Origin of the sequence: Vibrio sp. CB1-14 (genome assembly GCF_040412085.2) — a bacterium.
Classification (GTDB): Bacteria; Pseudomonadota; Gammaproteobacteria; order Enterobacterales; family Vibrionaceae; genus Vibrio; species Vibrio chaetopteri.
Map to the genome: position 1 here is coordinate 2,346,517 of NZ_CP115920.1, position 17,198 is coordinate 2,363,714.

17 protein-coding genes are annotated in these 17,198 nt (G+C 46.1%); 11 read left to right on the plus strand and 6 right to left on the minus strand.

Features of this window, described 5'->3' with window-relative positions; translation table 11 throughout:
- Window positions 1-253 precede the first annotated feature (253 nt).
- Window positions 254-1,648, minus strand: coding sequence for an ArnT family glycosyltransferase (locus tag PG915_RS10615; RefSeq protein ID WP_353496502.1), 1,395 nt, complete (start codon window positions 1,646-1,648; stop codon window positions 254-256).
- A gap of 263 nt (window positions 1,649-1,911) precedes the next feature.
- Window positions 1,912-2,610, minus strand: a complete 699-nt coding sequence (locus PG915_RS10620; RefSeq protein ID WP_353496503.1) for a GntR family transcriptional regulator — start codon at window positions 2,608-2,610, stop codon at window positions 1,912-1,914.
- 278 nt (window positions 2,611-2,888) lie between these two features.
- Between PG915_RS10620 and PG915_RS10625 the strand changes: the two genes are divergently transcribed.
- The 7 genes from PG915_RS10625 to PG915_RS10655 all read left to right on the plus strand — a co-directional run bounded on the left by PG915_RS10625 (window position 2,889) and on the right by PG915_RS10655 (window position 10,468).
- Complete coding sequence (locus tag PG915_RS10625; protein WP_353496504.1) at window positions 2,889-4,505, plus strand: alpha-glucoside-specific PTS transporter subunit IIBC; 1,617 nt, start codon at window positions 2,889-2,891, stop codon at window positions 4,503-4,505.
- 124 nt (window positions 4,506-4,629) lie between these two features.
- On the plus strand, window positions 4,630-5,967 hold the full coding sequence (locus PG915_RS10630) for a 6-phospho-alpha-glucosidase (protein ID WP_353496505.1): 1,338 nt from the start codon (window positions 4,630-4,632) through the stop codon (window positions 5,965-5,967).
- 386 nt (window positions 5,968-6,353) lie between these two features.
- Window positions 6,354-6,644 carry a SemiSWEET transporter gene (locus PG915_RS10635; protein WP_353496506.1) on the plus strand — a complete coding sequence of 97 codons (291 nt, stop codon included), beginning with the start codon at window positions 6,354-6,356 and terminating at the stop codon, window positions 6,642-6,644.
- 201 nt (window positions 6,645-6,845) lie between these two features.
- Window positions 6,846-8,267 (plus strand): N-acylglucosamine 2-epimerase, encoded by a 1,422-nt coding sequence (locus PG915_RS10640; protein ID WP_353498709.1) that lies wholly within the window; start codon window positions 6,846-6,848, stop codon window positions 8,265-8,267.
- Window positions 8,268-8,400: 133 nt separating this feature from the next.
- Complete coding sequence (locus PG915_RS10645) at window positions 8,401-8,640, plus strand: RNA recognition motif domain-containing protein (protein WP_353496507.1); 240 nt, start codon at window positions 8,401-8,403, stop codon at window positions 8,638-8,640.
- Between the two features lie 212 nt (window positions 8,641-8,852).
- Window positions 8,853-9,419 carry an outer membrane beta-barrel protein gene (locus PG915_RS10650; protein WP_353496508.1) on the plus strand — a complete coding sequence of 189 codons (567 nt, stop codon included), beginning with the start codon at window positions 8,853-8,855 and terminating at the stop codon, window positions 9,417-9,419.
- A gap of 230 nt (window positions 9,420-9,649) precedes the next feature.
- Window positions 9,650-10,468 carry a hypothetical protein gene (locus PG915_RS10655; protein ID WP_353496509.1) on the plus strand — a complete coding sequence of 273 codons (819 nt, stop codon included), beginning with the start codon at window positions 9,650-9,652 and terminating at the stop codon, window positions 10,466-10,468.
- A gap of 55 nt (window positions 10,469-10,523) precedes the next feature.
- Here PG915_RS10655 and PG915_RS10660 read toward each other — a convergent pair whose 3' ends face one another.
- The 3 genes from PG915_RS10660 to PG915_RS10670 all read right to left on the minus strand — a co-directional run bounded on the left by PG915_RS10660 (window position 10,524) and on the right by PG915_RS10670 (window position 13,070).
- A complete protein-coding gene (locus PG915_RS10660; protein ID WP_353496510.1) occupies window positions 10,524-11,825 on the minus strand; it encodes a DNA cytosine methyltransferase in 1,302 nt (433 codons plus the stop codon).
- A 123-nt stretch (window positions 11,826-11,948) separates the two neighbouring features.
- Window positions 11,949-12,236, minus strand: a complete 288-nt coding sequence (locus PG915_RS10665; RefSeq protein ID WP_353496511.1) for a helix-turn-helix domain-containing protein — start codon at window positions 12,234-12,236, stop codon at window positions 11,949-11,951.
- Window positions 12,237-12,350: 114 nt separating this feature from the next.
- On the minus strand, window positions 12,351-13,070 hold the full coding sequence (locus PG915_RS10670; RefSeq protein ID WP_353496512.1) for a DUF3581 domain-containing protein: 720 nt from the start codon (window positions 13,068-13,070) through the stop codon (window positions 12,351-12,353).
- 209 nt (window positions 13,071-13,279) lie between these two features.
- On the opposite strand from PG915_RS10670, the gene rpsF reads away from it, so the two are divergent.
- From rpsF to rplI, 3 genes are all read left to right on the plus strand, one after another.
- The gene (rpsF, locus tag PG915_RS10675) at window positions 13,280-13,669 is read left to right on the plus strand and encodes a 30S ribosomal protein S6 (RefSeq protein ID WP_353496513.1); all 390 of its coding nucleotides are present in this window, start codon (window positions 13,280-13,282) and stop codon (window positions 13,667-13,669) included.
- A gap of 77 nt (window positions 13,670-13,746) precedes the next feature.
- A complete protein-coding gene (rpsR, locus tag PG915_RS10680) occupies window positions 13,747-13,974 on the plus strand; it encodes a 30S ribosomal protein S18 (RefSeq protein WP_353496514.1) in 228 nt (75 codons plus the stop codon).
- Between the two features lie 30 nt (window positions 13,975-14,004).
- The gene (rplI, locus tag PG915_RS10685; RefSeq protein WP_353496515.1) at window positions 14,005-14,457 is read left to right on the plus strand and encodes a 50S ribosomal protein L9; all 453 of its coding nucleotides are present in this window, start codon (window positions 14,005-14,007) and stop codon (window positions 14,455-14,457) included.
- Window positions 14,458-14,509: 52 nt separating this feature from the next.
- Here rplI and PG915_RS10690 read toward each other — a convergent pair whose 3' ends face one another.
- On the minus strand, window positions 14,510-15,268 hold the full coding sequence (locus PG915_RS10690) for an Eco47II family restriction endonuclease (RefSeq protein WP_353496516.1): 759 nt from the start codon (window positions 15,266-15,268) through the stop codon (window positions 14,510-14,512).
- Between the two features lie 172 nt (window positions 15,269-15,440).
- Here PG915_RS10690 and PG915_RS10695 point away from each other — a divergent pair, with 172 nt between their 5' ends.
- Complete coding sequence (locus tag PG915_RS10695) at window positions 15,441-17,120, plus strand: RluA family pseudouridine synthase (RefSeq protein WP_353496517.1); 1,680 nt, start codon at window positions 15,441-15,443, stop codon at window positions 17,118-17,120.
- The last annotated feature ends 78 nt before the right edge of the window (window positions 17,121-17,198 follow it).

Sequence of the window (17,198 nt, forward strand, 5' to 3'; positions counted from 1 at the left end):
GGAGGCTGGGAGGGGTGCTCTTTGCTCTTCGTTTTTATCTCTGTAACACATTAAATTAATGAGAAAAAATCAAGAGCACCCCCCTCTAACTCCCCCTTATTAAGGGGGAGAACTACAGGCTCGCTCCTATCGTCGCATCGCCAAAACTAAATCACTCTTTCGGCGCTATCATCCCCAAGCAAATCTGCTGTACCGGCTCTTGAGAAGAATCTTGATAGGCAATCTGCTTAGTCACTGTCACTTCAAACTGCGGTCATTCTTCAGTAAAACGTCTAAACGTCTGACCTTCACAACCTTCACCTACATGACTCAGCAACAACACACCTTGTGATTCAATCTTTCCCGCTGTGACATGGCGGTTGTAAACATTCGGTAGCGTCTCGTTGCTCCAGCGGTTTGACATTTCTGGGTGCGGTGCGATGTAGAATGTCATCCATTCTGAGATTTCTGCGCCGCCCACCAGCTTGAGGGGCTTATCCGTGTTCTCATACCAGAATGTTTCTGCATCATGCGCTAACACTTTAACGCCTTCAAAATTCTGGCCTGCATTGCGTACGTTACAAACCATAACTGAGCTGTAACCAACGATCATCAGCAGCGCCATTGTCACCAGAACTTTGTATGCGCGTGACAGCTGACCAATCACATCTTTGGCTAAAAACGCGACCAATACCGCCGGTGCTGGCATAAAGAATGGATGCAACCACTCAACGAGTCGGCCGCCTTTATGGAACGTAAACCACGCCATAATCACCACCAGCGGTGCCAGCAAAACAAATGTAGTTAGCCAAACCTTTTCCGGTACATTTTTAGTAAAGCGCAGACCACGTTTACCTAGCAAACCTGCAAGTAAAATAAGCGGGTAAAAGACCGACAGAAGCGCCAGCCAACTGCCCGGGCTAAGTTGAGCCGAAACTTGGCCGCTCACCCATTTCACCGAAGAGAAATTATTAGCAAACATCCAAAAGAAGTTTGGAGTGACCAAAGCGAGAAAAGCCGCGATACCAATATAGAAATTACGATCGCTCCAGTTACGACGGACGCTCGGTACTGCCAAGCTTAAAATGAAGACCATCGCGACAGGTGCAAACGTGGTGTATTTCGCCATCGCCGAGCAGCCTGCCAAAATTCCATACGGGATCCACCATCTTGAGTCTTCGTAAACAGCCTTAACGAACATCAGCAGTAGCCAAGACCAAGAGCCAAACAGAAGATAGTTATCATTGTAAGGAATGGCATCGAAATTGATGACCCCTGACAAGTTCAATGTCAGCATACCAAGCCAAGCTAACGCGATTGAGTCCGTCAGCTTATACGCCAAACGGTAGCAACCTAGCATACCTACAGCAACCACACTAAAGTGGCCTACATACCAAAATGCCGATGCAAACTCCGTAGACGATGAAATCAGCAAAATACGCGCTACAAAACCCACAAACCATGGGTTATTTGGGCTGCCCCACTCTCCATTGCTGTCCCAGTTTAACGCCTCAACAGCATCATAAGGCACTGTTGGATCAAGGTGATAAGAAACCAATGACCAAGCCACAGCGTACACAAAACACCAGATCAACGCAGCGCGATGTGAGCGAGCAATATCAGTTGGAGTGTTTGTTGATTGGTCGAAATGAAGAATTGTAGACAGCATAGACGCCCTTGGATTCGGTTAATTTCAGGGGTTTGGCGGCAAACTTTACTCAGGTTGAGCGTATGAGAAAAGCATACTAAGTCAATTCTCTGTAAATTCCCCATGAATTCATAAATAAGGAGAATTGGAGCCCGCACTTCAACAATTAGTCTATATATTTATGCTGTCAAGGCCTGTAATGCTTTGTATAGAGTTAGGTATGAGAGAGTCAAGAAAGGAGTGTAGGAATCAATGCCAAGAAGAATTCCTCGGCATTGGTCTGGTTAGCGCTTTAGATAATGCTTGTACGAATACGTGTTCGGTTTGAAGTACAGCTTAGTGTATTCAAAGATGCTGCCATCGCTGAGCTTACCTGTCGAAAGAAGGCGAATAATAGGCACCTCTGGAGATAGCTCAAACACTTCGCATAAGTGCTCGTCTGGCATAACCGCTTCAAAATCCTGGAGTGCACCGTCTATATGCAAGCCCAACTCTTTTTCAAGATATTGGTACTTCGAGCCTTGCAAAGACATGATGTTCATTTGCGGGAACATAGCGACTGGCATGAATGAGTCTTCGTAAATGGAAGGGACGCCATTTATCAGCTTAAAGCGGCGGATAAAATACACTTTCTCATCGGAGCCAATTTTTAGCGCAGCAGCCACCTCTTCATCAGGATCCATCAGAGTAAACTCGACCACTTTGTACTCGAGCTTAGTCCCTGCATCACTCATGTATTCGCTAGTGCTACGCAAATTCGACATCGAGCCAGTCATGGTCTTACCGATAACCGTAGAGCCTGCGCCTTGGCGCTTCTCAACCAAGCCCAGCTTCACTAGTTCTTCTATCGCCTTGCGCACCGTAATACGACTCACTGAATAGGCGTCGATAAGATCTCGCTCGGTAGGGAGGGTATCGCCAATGGCGAACTCTTCTGAGTCAATGCGGGACTTTAAATCCTGCATTACCTTTTTGTATAACATGTTTTCACCTCTTAGGTACCACGCTATCACCACTAAAAGTACAAATCAATAACCAATCGTACTAACCTCGTCACAACTCAGCGCTATCGCCACAAAACATCCTTTATAGGTCTCTTTTTATGCTCCAAATCACATAATACATGCTTTATTTGTACTCAATCACAATTTACTTATTATTGATTTGTTATGTTTTATTTTCAGGAGTAACTTAAGACCTGTCGAGAGACACAAGAATTACAAAAACAAAAATCTATACCAATAACAAAAAGGACCCTTCCATGTTAAGTGCTATACAACGCTTAGGTGGAGCAATGTTTACCCCAGTTTTGCTGTTTCCTTTTGTCGGGATCTTAGTGGGACTGACCATTGTTCTCAAAAACCCCATCTTTGTTGGCGACCTCGCTGATAAAGACGGTTTGTACTATCAAGTTTTACAAGTCATTGAAGAAGGTGGCTGGACTATCTTCCGTAACATGGCGCTACTTTTTGCCGTAGGCCTGCCGATTGGCCTTGCTAAAACCGCTCATGCTCGTGCCGTTATGGTGGTCATGGTTTCCTACCTAACCTTCAACTACTTTGTTGGTGCGATGGGTGGATTCTGGGGTGAGTTCTTCGATGTCGATTTCTCTCAAGCGATTGGTGGTACATCGGGTCTGACTGAAATTGCAGGTATTAAAACGCTGGACACTGGTATCTTTGGTGCCATCATCATCTCTGGTTTTGTTACCTGGATCCACAACCGTACTTTTGAAAAACAGCTACCTGCTTATCTAGGTATCTTCCAAGGTGCGTCATTTGTTGCCATGATTTCATTCTTTGCCATGCTGCCAGCGGCTTGGTTAACGCTTTACATCTGGCCTTCAATCCAGCACGGCATTCTTAACCTGCAAGGTTTCTTAGTTAGCTCAGGTTCATTCGGTGTGTGGCTATACACCTTCCTAGAACGCATCTTGATCCCGACAGGTCTGCACCACTTCGTCTACGCACCATTTGTATTCGGTAACGTAGCGACGCCAAATGGCATCACGGTTGACTGGTTTACTAACTTAGAGGCGTTCACGCAATCAACCCAATCAATGAAAGATCTCTTCCCTGCTGGCGGCTTTGCACTGCACGGTAACTCTAAGATCTTCGGTTGTACTGGTATTGCGCTAGCAATGTACCACACCGCAAAACCTGAAAACCGTCAAAAAGTTGCGGCACTTCTTATCCCAGCAACGTTAACCGCAGTATTGGTAGGTATCACTGAACCACTTGAGTTTACCTTCCTATTCATCGCGCCTTGGCTATTCGCAATCCACGCGATTCTTGCAGGCACTATGGCGATGGTGATGTACACCTTTGGTGTGGTCGGCAACATGGGTGGTGGCTTGATTGAATTTGCAACAGGTAACTGGATCCCACTACTGGGCAACCACACTGGCATGGTCGTGACTCAAATTGCTATCGGTCTGTGCTTCACAGCCATCTACTACGTGACGTTCAAATACCTCATCGTCAAGTTTGATGTGCCAATTGCAGGTCGCGGCGAAGCAGAAATGAAGTTGCACACTAAAAAAGACTTCAATGAGAAACACGGCATTACTGGTAAAGGTGGTGCAGGTACAGCAACCCCACTACAAATCCAAGCAGTAGAAACCATCGAAGGTTTGGGCGGCGTTCATAACATCGAAGATCTAAGTAACTGTGCGACCAGACTTCGCGTCACGGTCAAAGACCCAAGCAAAGTTCAAACAGCAGAATACTTTATGGAAACTGGTGCGGTGAACCTCGTGAAAAACGGTAAAGCCATCCAAGTCATCATCGGACTGAATGTCCCTCAGCTTAGAGAAGAGTGCGAAAAAATCTACAGCGCTTCTAAAACTGTCGACATGACACTGGCTCCGGTCACTTAGTCCAAGAGAAACGAATAGCAATACCTAGATAATCCATCTAGTCCAATAACGTAAACAAAACAGATAATAACAACATACTACCAAAGGGCGGTAGCGTACCGCCCTAGTCCAAGTGAGGCATATCATGAAAAAAGAATTCTCAGTAGTTATCGCAGGCGGCGGCTCAACTTTCACTCCTGGCATCGTTATGATGCTGCTTGAAAACCAAGAGCGTTTTCCAATCCGCAAACTGAAATTCTACGACAACTTCGCTCAGCGCCAAGAGACTATCGCTGAAGCGTGCAAAATCTTGCTAAAAGAGCGTGCACCGCACATTGAGTTCTCATACACCACCGATCCTGAAGAAGCATTCACAGACATCGACTTCTGTATGGCTCATATTCGTGCTGGTCTTTACGCAATGCGTGAGCAAGACGAGAAAATTCCTCTACGCCACGGCTGTGTAGGCCAAGAAACCTGTGGTGCTGGCGGTGTGGCTTATGGCCTTCGCTCAATCCCTGCAGTTATCGAAATGATTGACTACATGGAAAAATACTCGCCAAACGCTTGGATGCTGAACTACTCAAACCCAGCAGCTATCGTCGCTGAAGCGTGCCGCGTAATGCGCCCTAACTCAAAAGTGCTTAACATCTGTGACATGCCAATTGGTATCGAAACTCGTATTGCAGAGATCCTTGGCTACGAAGACCGCAAACAGTTCGACATCATGTACTACGGCCTAAACCACTTCGGTTGGTGGAAAGAGTTCAAAGATGCGAAAACGGGTGAAGACTTGATGCCACGCATCAAAGAGTACATCAAAGAGAACGGCTACTTGCCACCAAGCGCAATGAACGGTGCACAGCACACTGACGAATCTTGGAAGCAAACCTTCATCAAAGTTCGTGACGTGTACGCACTTGACCCAGAAACGATTCCAAACACGTACCTCAAGTACTACATGTACCCAGACTACGTAGTAGAGCACTCTAACAAAGAGTTCACTCGTGCAAACGAAGTGATGGAAGGCCGTGAAAAAGAAGTGTTCACAGAATGTCACCGCATCATTGCCGCTGGCACAGCGGTAGACACAACCATCGAAGTCGAAGAGCACGCGTCTTACATTGTTGACCTAGCAACAGCGATTGCATTCAACACCAAAGAGCGCATGCTGCTCATCGTTCCAAACAACGGCGCCATCGCGAACTTTGACCCAACAGCCATGGTAGAAATCCCATGTATCGTCGACAACACAGGTGCGAAGCCGCTGCAAGTTGGCGCGATTCCTGAGTTCCAAAAAGGCATGATGAGCCAACAAGTTTCGGTTGAGAAGCTGGTAGTGGAAGCGCACGTTGAGGGCTCTTACCAAAAACTATGGCAAGCGCTAACGCTGTCAGCGACGATTCCAAGCGCAACGGTTGCGAAAGCGATTTTGGATGACCTGATTGAAGCGAACAAAGAATACTGGGTTGAGATGAAGTAATTGGTGTTTAGCCAGTTTCACTAACTCAAATTTATCGTCACCCCTGCGCAGGCAGGGGTCTTCTTTAAGCGCACACCAAGCCTCAAGTAGATTCCTGTCTTCACAGGAATGACGGTGTTGAGGGTTGTAAAGACCCAATTTAGTCGTCCCCCCCTGCGCAGCAGGGGTCTTCTTTAAGCGCACACCAAGCCTTAAGTAGATTCCTGTCTTCACAGGAATGACGGTGTTGAGAGGTATTGTAAAGACCCAATTTAGTCGTCACCCCTGCGCAGGCAGGGGTCTTCTTTAAGCGCACACCAAGCCTCAAGTAGATTCTTGTCTTCACAGGAATGACGGTGGCTAAGGGTTCTATTGCTTTAACAACACATCCATTCTGGAGCAATAATATGTTGAGTATCACCACACTCGGCTATATCGCAGCGTTTTGCACCACTTGTTCTTTCATTCCTCAAGTGCTGCACATATTCAAGACCCGAGATACCCAATCCATCTCACTAGCAATGTATTCAATCTTCGTCACCGGTGTCGCGCTTTGGCTTGCGTATGGTGTATTAGTGACTGACCCACCAATCATCATTGCCAACGCCATCACCTTATTGCTCGCCTCCATCATTCTGATTATGAAAATCAAAGATGTCACCGGCAAACGACCAACCTTCTCCAAAACCAGCGCTTGATAAAGCGTGACCTCCAAGCCAAGCTCCCCCTGCTTGGCTTTTTTCATTGTAAAACTCTTGAACTGCACAACAGTTTGTATAGGTGTTATGGCGCTATAGTTTCAGCAATTCAAACACTTATAAAAAAAAGGATACGTCATGTTGTCTTATTCTCTTCGCACCTCTATTTTAGCTCTGTCTATCGCAGCCTCGTGTGGTGCGATGGCGTCACAAGCATCGTCAGTGACACCAGAAGATACCTTTCCGAGCACACAAGCGTGGCTAACACACGCCAAGCAAGGTCTCGCTCCTTACTGGATGCATGAAGCAGCGCAAGGTGTCCCCGTCGGCAATTTCCCAACATTTCGCTGCGATAATGGAGAGTTATTAGACATATCCAACGTCTGCCCAGAGCTGCAACACGGCTGGATCATCCCTCACTTTGGGCGCGAATACACACGTATGAAGTCACGCCAGACTTACGCTTATGGCGTTCTTTTTCATCTTACCGGCGATGTTAAAGCGCTCGAACTTGCCAAAGACGGGGCTTACTACCTCATTGACCAACTTCAAGACGCCGAGAATGGTGGATTTATCTCGTTCACCGAAGACGATAAGCCGGGTCTAAAGTGGACACAACGCACCTCCCAAGACCAAGCTTACGCCCTTGTTGGCCTTGCCATGTATTACTACCTAACGCGCGACCCTAAGGTAGAGAAAGCACTCGTCGAACAGCAAGCGTTCATCTTCGATAAATACAAACTCAATGACGACGTCGGCCTAGCCTGGGTATTGGAAGATGGCGATGACCAAAGCGCCAAACAACACGAACTGGTCGCACAGCTTGATCAAATCAATGGCTACATGCTCCTAGTCGCCCCTCTACTTCCCGAGCCTCATAAAACCAAATGGCTAGCGGATCTCGAGTGGCTAACACAAATCTTAGTCAATGATTATCACGCCGATGATGAGCAGCGATTCTACGGAGCCATACACCACAAAGCCGTGATGCAGCCTAGCGCGAAACATAATGACTTCGGTCATACCATTAAAGCGTATTGGATGACCTATCTCACCGCCCAGCTCCTGGATAAGCCAGACTGGGAGACCTTCGCTAAGCAAGGCATGGAAGTAACACTAGAAAGAGCCCAGTACAACATGCCATTTGAATATGTCGCCGATTTCTTCCCCAAAGAGCAGCAAGAAGCGTTAAAAGGAACCACCATCCCGACATGGCAAAGTAGACCAAACAGTGGTGGCAGCTCTTCTTGGGAATGGGCAGAGCTTGACCAAGCCGCTATGACGCTTTCTATGGACGCTGGCAAAGTCAAAGCGCCACTCGGTTATACCACCTCTGGCTTTATGGATGTATGGGTTGACCATAAGTATGGCGGTGTGGGTCTGAACCCTAAGTCGACAAAAGCGTTCCATTGGGGCAATGGCTATCACCAATTTGAACATGCACTCATTGGCACCCTTACATCGGGTTCACTCAATCATAACCCAGTGACACTGTATTACGCCGTCAGCGACAAGCCACTCCCACGCTTCACGCCATATTATTACCAAGGCAAAGTGAACAAGACCACATCGCTCAAGAATGGGAAGGTACAGGCGGTGAGCTTCAGTGACATCACGCCTTAGCCTTTGTGCAAAAAGACTGAAGTCATGTAAAGAAGGTAAGAAAATCGATGAAACGGGCAGGAATCACTTGGTTTCAAAGGCATAACCTGCGACAATCCGCCCGTTATTCACCCTTGATTACAGATGGTCAATTATGCAAATCTTAGTACGCAACCTATCTCGCGAAACCACAGAGCACGATGTACGCCTTCAGTTCCGTGAGTACGGCCGAGTTACCGAGTGCACACTCGTACTAGACAAAGAGACAGGAAAGTCGAAAGGCTTCGCGTTTGTAACTATGCCTGAAGTTGAAGAAGCAAAGGTGGCAATTAAAGAGCTAAACCTAACCATGTTTGCTGGCAGCAAGATCCGCGTTAAGTTCGCTGGTCACTAATCTTCTAATTTAAGTCATCGAATTCAGGCTTGCTATTGCGCCTAGCCAATAAGCTAGAAAACACCAACCATTGCGGTTGGTGTTTTAGTTTATAAACCGGGCATTTTTACTTAGTTATATGCGATACCGTACAAAACTCACTTTTTTGTATTGCAACGAAGTATTTGCCGTTCTAGCCTATAAACAGTTCAATAGACTCAAAAGGAATTACAGTGTCCCTTTCTCGTATCACTCTTACACTGACGCTCCTCGCATCCGCTACCAGTTACGCAAGCCCGGTACAGTTTCTACTTGGCGTCGACAGCCATAAAGGTTTTGCTGGCGGCATAGAAACCATCGTCTACGATAACTTTATTATCGGCGGCCAGTTTAATTTTGGCTCTTCCGACGAAAGCAACAGTCAGACAGGCACTTACCCAGGCATTACCAACCCAACGTTTACCAGCAAAAAATCGGCACAGCATTACGGTCTATACACTGGTTACCGATTTAATGACGGAATGTTAGACGGCTTGGCGCTCAAACTCGGCATTGCTCAAATGAACGTCAACATCAGTGAAGATGTTTATGGCACGGACGGGAATTCAGATATCATTTACGATATCAACGAGCGTAAATACCAACCTTTCGTCGGTCTTGGCTACCATGTAAGCGATCGTTTTTCACTCAATGTACACGCACACTTAGCCGGTATCGATACCATCAATGTTGACGGCAAAACACTCGACTCAGGTTTTGATGCAACAACGCTAAGCTTTATGGCCGGGTTTACCTTCTAGCCTGTTTAGACTCAAAATAATTTCCAACTGTTGAATAGGATAGTGCCCGTTTCGGGCCTATCGACACCCTTCTGATAACATCATCACCAAAAGCCTCATATTTCTCGATACATATCAAACAAGTCACACACCTTAGGGTTTGCGACTGTGCATTGAATCGGATTAACCTGATATCAACCAAATAGAAACCTCTATCTTGCCGCACTTAGACTAGGGAAAGTGAGTTAACTATGCCGTATGAGCTAAAGGATTTTGAAAATAACGAAATCAGCTTCGCTGAGCTGAACAACAAGTCTTTTGCCTGTGCGCAAGGGGAGAATCAAGAGAGCTTGTTCGTAAAAACCTTTAAAAAGTTGCAAGACAACGGATTTATTCAGTCTGAAGAGCGTATCGCCATCCATCCCGCGAAGGAAGCCAACCCTTATCACCCCGACTTGATCGTAAACGAGAAGCTCGTCGCTGAACTGAAAACCAAGGCGTCACCACTGTTTATAGCGCAGAACTACGGTATCGACCCTCAATACGCACTCACCATGGATTTAAAAGACTCTCTACATTACAACAAACTGCTTGAGCAAGGTACAGACGTCACCATCTATGTTTGGGTGAAGTGGGCAGCCAAAACAATGCAACGCTATTCTGTGCAAAACGGGCAAAAGTGCTACAACGACGAAGTCTTTGAAGTTGGACAATTAGCGGGGATATGGAAGGTGAACTTCTCCCAATTGCGTCAGTTCGAACGTGACTATCAAGTGCCCATTCATTGGTACAAGGAAGAATTTCGAAAACCACCTGAATACTCACGCGATGAGCCAGAACACAAAGCGTGGTATGACTATCTTGAAAACTTTGAACCGAGACTAGTCAACCCTACGACAAACAAACTGAAGAACATCACCTCAAAAGGTTATGACAAAGACACTCTTTACACCAAAGGCGACTCTTCTGGCAGTTACGTCTTTGACCTAAGAAACCCAATGTTCCAGAGACTTTACTGGAATCATAAAAGCCCCAAGCGTCTTTGTTTGGACATACAACATTATCGCTAAATGCAAACAAGGAAGCCAAAAGGCTTCCTTGTTAACTATTGGGTACTACTCGTTATTACGCGTTGCCAGTGGTTGGCTGCTCAAGAGATTCTATATCGTTAAGTAGCCTTACCAGTGAATGCCCTAACGCTTTAGACATATTCACCGGTACCGCATTACCAATTTGCTTATACGCAGCGTTCTTCGAGCCTTTAAACTCCCAATTGTCCGGGAAAGTCTGAATACGTGCGTACTCTCTTACTTGAAGCGGGCGCGTTTCAATAGGATGGCAGCGTTCCGTTTGTTTTTGTGCTGGAGACGTGGTGAGAGTCAAACTCGGCTCATCCAAAGAGAGACGTCTTGCCATGCCCGTCTTACCACCACCTAGGAAGTAGCTTCCTCCCATGTATTCACGCTGCAGATCATCTGACAGATCGCGCCAGTAGCCACCTTGCGGTACATGCTCCATGATTTCGCGTTTGCGCTCTGGGTAATGCTGGCCTTCTGACTCAGGTACATCCGTGTCGTAAAGTTCACCCGCGTAAAATGCATCACGAAGCGTCATCACTTTGCGATAAGGTGAAGGCCAATGAAACTTAACTTTTTGCGCCAGATCTTTTCGGATAGCGACCAAGATCAAGCGTTCACGTTTTTGTGGAACTTTATAGAAAATCGCTTTGAGTACACGCGGCTCAACCAACTCATAACCGAGTTCATCAATGACGCTTTTAATGGTTTCTAGGGTGCGACCATCGTCGTGAGTAAGCAGTGCTCTTACGTTTTCTGCCAAGAATACTTTTGGCTGAGTTTCTTTAATGGCACGCGCCATTTCGAAAAACAAAGTACCGCGCGTATCTTCAAAACCTAGGCTCTTACCTGCATAAGAAAATGCCTGACATGGGAAGCCGCCAGTAAGAATATCCACCTCTTCTTCAATCTGGGTGAAATCCACTTTAGCAATGTCGCCTTCAATCACATTCCAATCTGGTCGGTTATGGCGCAACGTCGCACAGGCGTGCTTGTCCATTTCGTTAAGAAGAATACTCTCAAGACCTGCTTGTTCCATGCCAATCGCAAGGCCGCCACCACCAGCGAACAGCTCGACCAGTTTGTAAGGTCGCAATGGTTTCACAGCGCGTTCATCATCCCAAAGGGTTTGAACCATCGACTGGATCTCTGGGTGATGTTCAACTTGGTCAAGCCCAATGGTGCCAGACTCTTCGCAGCGTTTTAATTCGCCACGACGAATACGTGCTTCCATGGTCGATTTAGATTGGGACAGGATATCCGCTAATACTTCAACACTAAAATTCATTTTCTTCTCTTTGGACATCATAACAATGACGCTTCCAACAGTAGACAAGGACTGTACAAACATACAGCTCTCATTTGTTCGGGTTGACTATTCTACCTGTTTTTAAAAGTGCAGACTACCTGCCAAAAGCTCTGACTGTCATCAAAGTTCCGCGCTAAGTGGTTACGTTTAAGGTTGCCAGTCGCTCTACTTTTTCAAATAGCCTAGGGTTTGCGCCATACGCTCGGCGTTTTCTTTAACCCAGCCAGAGTCAAAAGGCCCCCAAGAGACAATTTGATAGTGGCCATTTTTCAGCGCCCCAGTGAACTCACACTCGATATCAAGCTCATGTAAGGCATTAATCGTGTCTTGAGCCGTGCGGCGTGGAATTTCGATGCTAGATTGGATCTTTGGGATGGTGTTGTAGCCAGAATCAATAAGATAAGCGAGATACAAGCGGCGATAAAATGAAGTTTTAGTTTTACTAGGGGTCATGCGTCCTTTTCCTTGGAAAGAGGAAGAGCATTGCGCTCCCCCTCTAATGATTCATCATCCGGGCAGGTTGATGTCATCCGAAATAGACTAGCAAAATTTGATACTTAGAGCCAGTTAAGCCGCCAACTGCATTAGGAAAGCATCTTTGCGAGCGTTGAATCGTTCGACTAAGTCATCAATCGCCTCATCCGAATAAGGTTTAAGACCGCTAGCCACCATTCGCTTGACGCCTTTACCAATGACAATGCCGTCTTCTTTAAAGTTAAAGTTCAGTGTCACGGTACCGCGCTTACCTTCAATATCAAACGTTGCACCGCTAAACTCAACCTCTGGGTGCGTCAGATCTAAACGAGAAAACTCCACTTCCATGCTCTCGTAAATCACCAGCGGGCGCTGGGAGTTGATCATCATCTGCTTTTCCTGCATCAGTGGCACCATAATGTGCGGGAAGTTCATGCCAGAGAATTGCACGTAGTTCGATACCACGTGTTCAATAAACTCAGCAGAACGGCTTTGCTCACCTGAGTGAGAGAAACGCAGATACTCTTTGCCATTATCATCGACAACCACAGATTCACTGTTGCTGTTACGCTGTACTTCGAGTTCAACACCGTCGTTGACCATTCCAGAGAATTCAAAACGCATCTTTTGGCTAATGCCTTCTTTATCTAGCAAGGCTGCAAAAAGCAGATCGCCCGGCACACAAAAGCGCTTGCTGTCTTCATCGTGGATAGGATTGAAATCCCCAGCGACTTTTTTAGCAAAATGGCTAGCTTGTTGACGAGTGAACTGGAACTTCGAATTTTCTCTTGAAATATAAGGTGTTAGAAACATACAACGACACTATTAATTTAAAAACTGGCGGAAGTATAACGTATGCCACCAAGGCCAATGGTCTATCCAGATAAATACCTAAATACTTAGTTGTTTAACGCAGCAACTTCTTGTAATATCGCCGCTCATTTTCGGTCTTATTATTCGTTCCTTGCTTCCTCTGGACGACCGACCAACTGTGGAAGCTAATAATCCGTAAGGAGCAACCAATGCGTCACTACGAAATCGTATTCATGGTGCACCCTGATCAAAGCGAGCAAGTTGCTGGCATGATCGAGCGTTACACTGGTTCAATCACTGAAGCTAACGGTACTATCCACCGTCTAGAAGACTGGGGCCGCCGTCAAATGGCTTACCCAATCAACAAGCTTCACAAAGCACACTACGTTCTAATGAACGTTGAAGCGCCACAAGAAGCGATTGATGAGCTAGAAACTGCTTTCCGTTTTAACGATGCAGTTCTACGTAACATGATCATGCGTACTAAAAAAGCTGTTACTGAGCCTTCTATCATGCTTAAGCAGAAAGAAGAGCGTTCTGAGCGTGCTCCACGTCGTGAAGAGCGTACAGAAGCTAAGCCAGAAGCATCTGCAGAGTAATTTTTTACTCATTTAGTACTTGGTGGTGGTTCTCCACTGCCGACTTTAAGACTTTAATTTAGATCAGGAGATAGCCCATGGCTCGTTTCTTCCGTCGTCGTAAATTCTGCCGTTTCACTGCAGAAGGCGTTACAGAGATTGATTACAAAGACGTAACAACTCTAAAAAACTACATTACTGAATCTGGTAAAATCGTACCTAGCCGTATCACTGGCACAAGTGCTAAATACCAGCGTCAGCTAGCTCGCGCTATCAAGCGTTCACGCTACCTAGCACTACTTCCGTACACTGATAAGCATCAGTAATCGGCACCGTTTAGAAAAGAGGATTAAACAATGCAAGTTATTCTACTTGATAAAATCGGTAACCTAGGTGGTCTTGGCGATACAGTTAACGTTAAATCTGGTTACGCTCGTAACTTCCTTATCCCACAAGGTAAGGCTGTAATGGCAACTAAGAACAACGTTGAAATGTTTGAAGCTCGTCGCGCTGAACTAGAAGCGAAAGTTGCTGAGCAACTAACTGCTGCTGAAGCTCGTGCTGAGAAAGTTAACGCTCTTGAAGCTGTTGTTATCGCTTCTAAAGCGGGTGACGAAGGCAAACTATTCGGTTCTATCGGTACTCGTGACATCGCTGACGCAATCACTGCGGCAGGCGTTGAAGTTGCTAAAAGCGAAGTTCGTCTTCCTGAAGGCGCTCTACGTACAACTGGCGAGTTCGAGATCAGCGTTCAACTTCACTCTGAAGTTTTCGCAACTATCGCACTACAAGTTGTTGCTGCTGAGTAATTCAGTTGTAAGAACGCGAAAAACACCAGCTTCGGCTGGTGTTTTTTTTTGCTCAAGAAAAATTGATCTCGTCAAAGCCTTCATATTGCTCAAATGGAAGCAGATAGATACTTTTTAGCACATCGTCAGAAATGTTTTCCAATTCAGTGAAAACCGTATTCTCGATTTTTCCAAGCTTGGCTTCAGCGACGACATCGTCAATCACCCTAGGTAATACCTGACATAGTTTCTTGAAGGCATGAGCATCACCCGTAGCGATCTCATAGAACTTGTCCATTGATACTCTTCGAATGTTTTTATGACTGATCTTTTCACCATCCAAACTGATTGCCCAAGGAATATCTTGGCTATTCTTAGCAATAACCTCAACTAAGTAACAGACAGCCTTATCATCGCGGACAATTTTGTTTTGCATTTTCATGTAGGTCTTCTGTGATGAAGCCGAGTTCATGGTGTTATGCTTATTTTTTAGCTCCGCATAGATATTTAGCTCTGAGTTAATCGTATCAAAGCCTTGCTCTGGCACTTCCCAGCCATCAAAAAATTTAAATATATTTTGATGAAAATAGCCGATGTGATTGGTGTTTGACTTGTCAATCTGACGAATAGACTCAGATTCAATGATTTCAGGTATCGTCTTGCCATAAATCTTTGAATCAAAGGTAAGTTTGATTGGGTCAAGTAAGTTCTTATTAAACTGCGACAGGTTGATTTTGAATCGGTACTTAAGAACCGTATCTTTCACATGCTCAAATAGCTGCTCATCAGTTATAAACCCTAACCCATATGCTTCTGACTTAGTTGCTGACATAGATGCCTACCTTTATGTTAATCAGACAGTTATGTTACCCGATTAGCTAGAAAATAAAAGACACACCGAGCAACCCACAAAGAGCTCAAAAGCCAACAAACACTACTCATGGAAATTCTGTCCAAACAAGGTACAATCCGTGCTCAATTTTCTATGACCCACGGCCTTTAATATGCACTCACCCCAACACTGCTTTAACCAATTTGATGTTGCTATCGAAGGCTACGAGTTACCAGAACAATTTACGTTTCCGTTCTACTACACGCCTCACCCGCTGTGCGTGTTAGCGGCAAATCAGCTCCAGCAGTATCTAGAAACGCAAACTGACTTCATTTATGACTTTGGCATAAAAGATGAGAGCCAAGGTCGAGGTAAGATGTTCGGTGTTTTACTGGTGCAAAACCCACAAGGCCAAATCGGCTTTTTGAGTGCCTTTTCTGGCAAGATTGCAGACCAAAACCTCCTGCCAGGATTCGTCCCACCAGTCTTCGATATGCTTACTGAAGACGGCTTCTTCCGAGAAGACACCGACGCCATCACCAAAGCGCTTGCGACATACAAAACCTTCGCCAACGCACCTGAAATAACAGAACTCAAAGAGCAAATCGCTACAGAGCGTGCTGCGTATCAACAAGAAGAACAAGCGCATCGCGACACCATGATTCAAGGCCGTGCTGCTCGCAAACTGCAGCGAAAAGAGGCGCAACAAACACTCAGTGGCGACGCTCTTCAGTCCTTACTTGACGAGCTTGGCAAACAAAGCGTTGCAGAAAAAAACACGCTCAAATATCTAAAGCTCAAGTGGGAAGATAAGCTCGCGGTTAAAGAACAGCGACTAGCAGAACTAGAAACCCATCTTGCAGAGCTTAGAGAGCACCATAAAGCGCTATCCAACGCATTGCAGCACAAACTTCATAAGCAGTATCGCTTTTTGAATCAACGTGGTGAAACCAGCGATTTAGTTGATATCTTCGCGGCAACGACAACCCCGATTCCACCAGCCGGTGCCGGCGAATGCGCCGCACCAAAACTGCTGCACTACGCCTACAAGCACGGCTTTACGCCTTTGGCTTTGGCCGAGTTTTGGTGGGGGGTATCGCCCAAGTCAGAAATCCGTAAGCACGGCAGTTTTTACCCATCATGCAACAACAAATGCCAACCTATCTTAGGACACATGCTGCAAGGCCTAAACGTCGAGCCTAACCCGCTAGAGCAGAATTGGGCGCAAGATAAAGAGCTAGAAATTGTATTCCAAGATGATGCGATGGTGGTCATCAATAAACCATCAGGTTTGCTATCCGTGCCAGGCAAAACCATTAAAGATTCTGCCTATACGCGCCTGCAAGCTCTGTTCCCAGATGTTGAAGGCCCCTATGTGATTCACCGCCTAGACATGGCCACATCTGGATTGCTCGTTTTCGCTCTAACCAAGCGCGCCAACAAAAGCCTACAAAAGCAGTTCATTACCCGTGGTGTACAAAAGCGCTATGTTGCATTGCTCGAAGGTGAACTTACCCAGAGCGAGGGCGATATTTCGCTACCAATGCGCGGCGACCCTGATGATCGCCCAAGGCAGCTAGTGTGTTATGAACATGGCAAGCCAGCGCAAACTCATTGGGAGTTGATTGAAGTGCGGGATGGCCGAAGCAAGGTGTACATGTACCCAAAAACAGGCCGAACCCACCAGCTACGCGTCCACAGTGCTCATCATCTTGGCTTGAATATGGCGATGGTTGGCGACACCTTGTATGGCGAGAAGGCAGATCGATTGCATTTGCATGCGGAGCGGTTGGAGCTTGATCATCCTTATAGTAAGGAGCGATTGGTGTTTCAGGTTGATAGTGAGTTTTAAGTTACGTTGTGCGTGCACAACACCAATTAATGATGTTGACTGAAACTTGTATTCCGAGACGAACCTACCAGCGTAGCT

Excerpts from the sequence above, each read along its gene's own strand:
- PG915_RS10635 (WP_353496506.1), top strand. The coding sequence starts at position 6,354 with ATGTTGAGTATCACCACACTCGGCTATATCGCAGCGTTTTGCACCACT.
- rpsF (WP_353496513.1), top strand. The coding sequence starts at position 13,280 with ATGCGTCACTACGAAATCGTATTCATGGTGCACCCTGATCAAAGCGAG.
- PG915_RS10620 (WP_353496503.1), bottom strand. The coding sequence starts at position 2,610 with ATGTTATACAAAAAGGTAATGCAGGATTTAAAGTCCCGCATTGACTCA.
- PG915_RS10645 (WP_353496507.1), top strand. The coding sequence starts at position 8,401 with ATGCAAATCTTAGTACGCAACCTATCTCGCGAAACCACAGAGCACGAT.
- rpsR (WP_353496514.1), top strand. The coding sequence starts at position 13,747 with ATGGCTCGTTTCTTCCGTCGTCGTAAATTCTGCCGTTTCACTGCAGAA.
- PG915_RS10670 (WP_353496512.1), bottom strand. The coding sequence starts at position 13,070 with ATGTTTCTAACACCTTATATTTCAAGAGAAAATTCGAAGTTCCAGTTC.
- PG915_RS10615 (WP_353496502.1), bottom strand. The coding sequence starts at position 1,648 with ATGCTGTCTACAATTCTTCATTTCGACCAATCAACAAACACTCCAACT.
- PG915_RS10640 (WP_353498709.1), top strand. The coding sequence starts at position 6,846 with ATGGCGTCACAAGCATCGTCAGTGACACCAGAAGATACCTTTCCGAGC.
- PG915_RS10655 (WP_353496509.1), top strand. The coding sequence starts at position 9,650 with ATGCCGTATGAGCTAAAGGATTTTGAAAATAACGAAATCAGCTTCGCT.
- PG915_RS10660 (WP_353496510.1), bottom strand. The coding sequence starts at position 11,825 with ATGTTTGTACAGTCCTTGTCTACTGTTGGAAGCGTCATTGTTATGATG.
- PG915_RS10695 (WP_353496517.1), top strand. The coding sequence starts at position 15,441 with ATGCACTCACCCCAACACTGCTTTAACCAATTTGATGTTGCTATCGAA.
- PG915_RS10630 (WP_353496505.1), top strand. The coding sequence starts at position 4,630 with ATGAAAAAAGAATTCTCAGTAGTTATCGCAGGCGGCGGCTCAACTTTC.
- PG915_RS10690 (WP_353496516.1), bottom strand. The coding sequence starts at position 15,268 with ATGTCAGCAACTAAGTCAGAAGCATATGGGTTAGGGTTTATAACTGAT.
- rplI (WP_353496515.1), top strand. The coding sequence starts at position 14,005 with ATGCAAGTTATTCTACTTGATAAAATCGGTAACCTAGGTGGTCTTGGC.
- PG915_RS10625 (WP_353496504.1), top strand. The coding sequence starts at position 2,889 with ATGTTAAGTGCTATACAACGCTTAGGTGGAGCAATGTTTACCCCAGTT.
- PG915_RS10665 (WP_353496511.1), bottom strand. The coding sequence starts at position 12,236 with ATGACCCCTAGTAAAACTAAAACTTCATTTTATCGCCGCTTGTATCTC.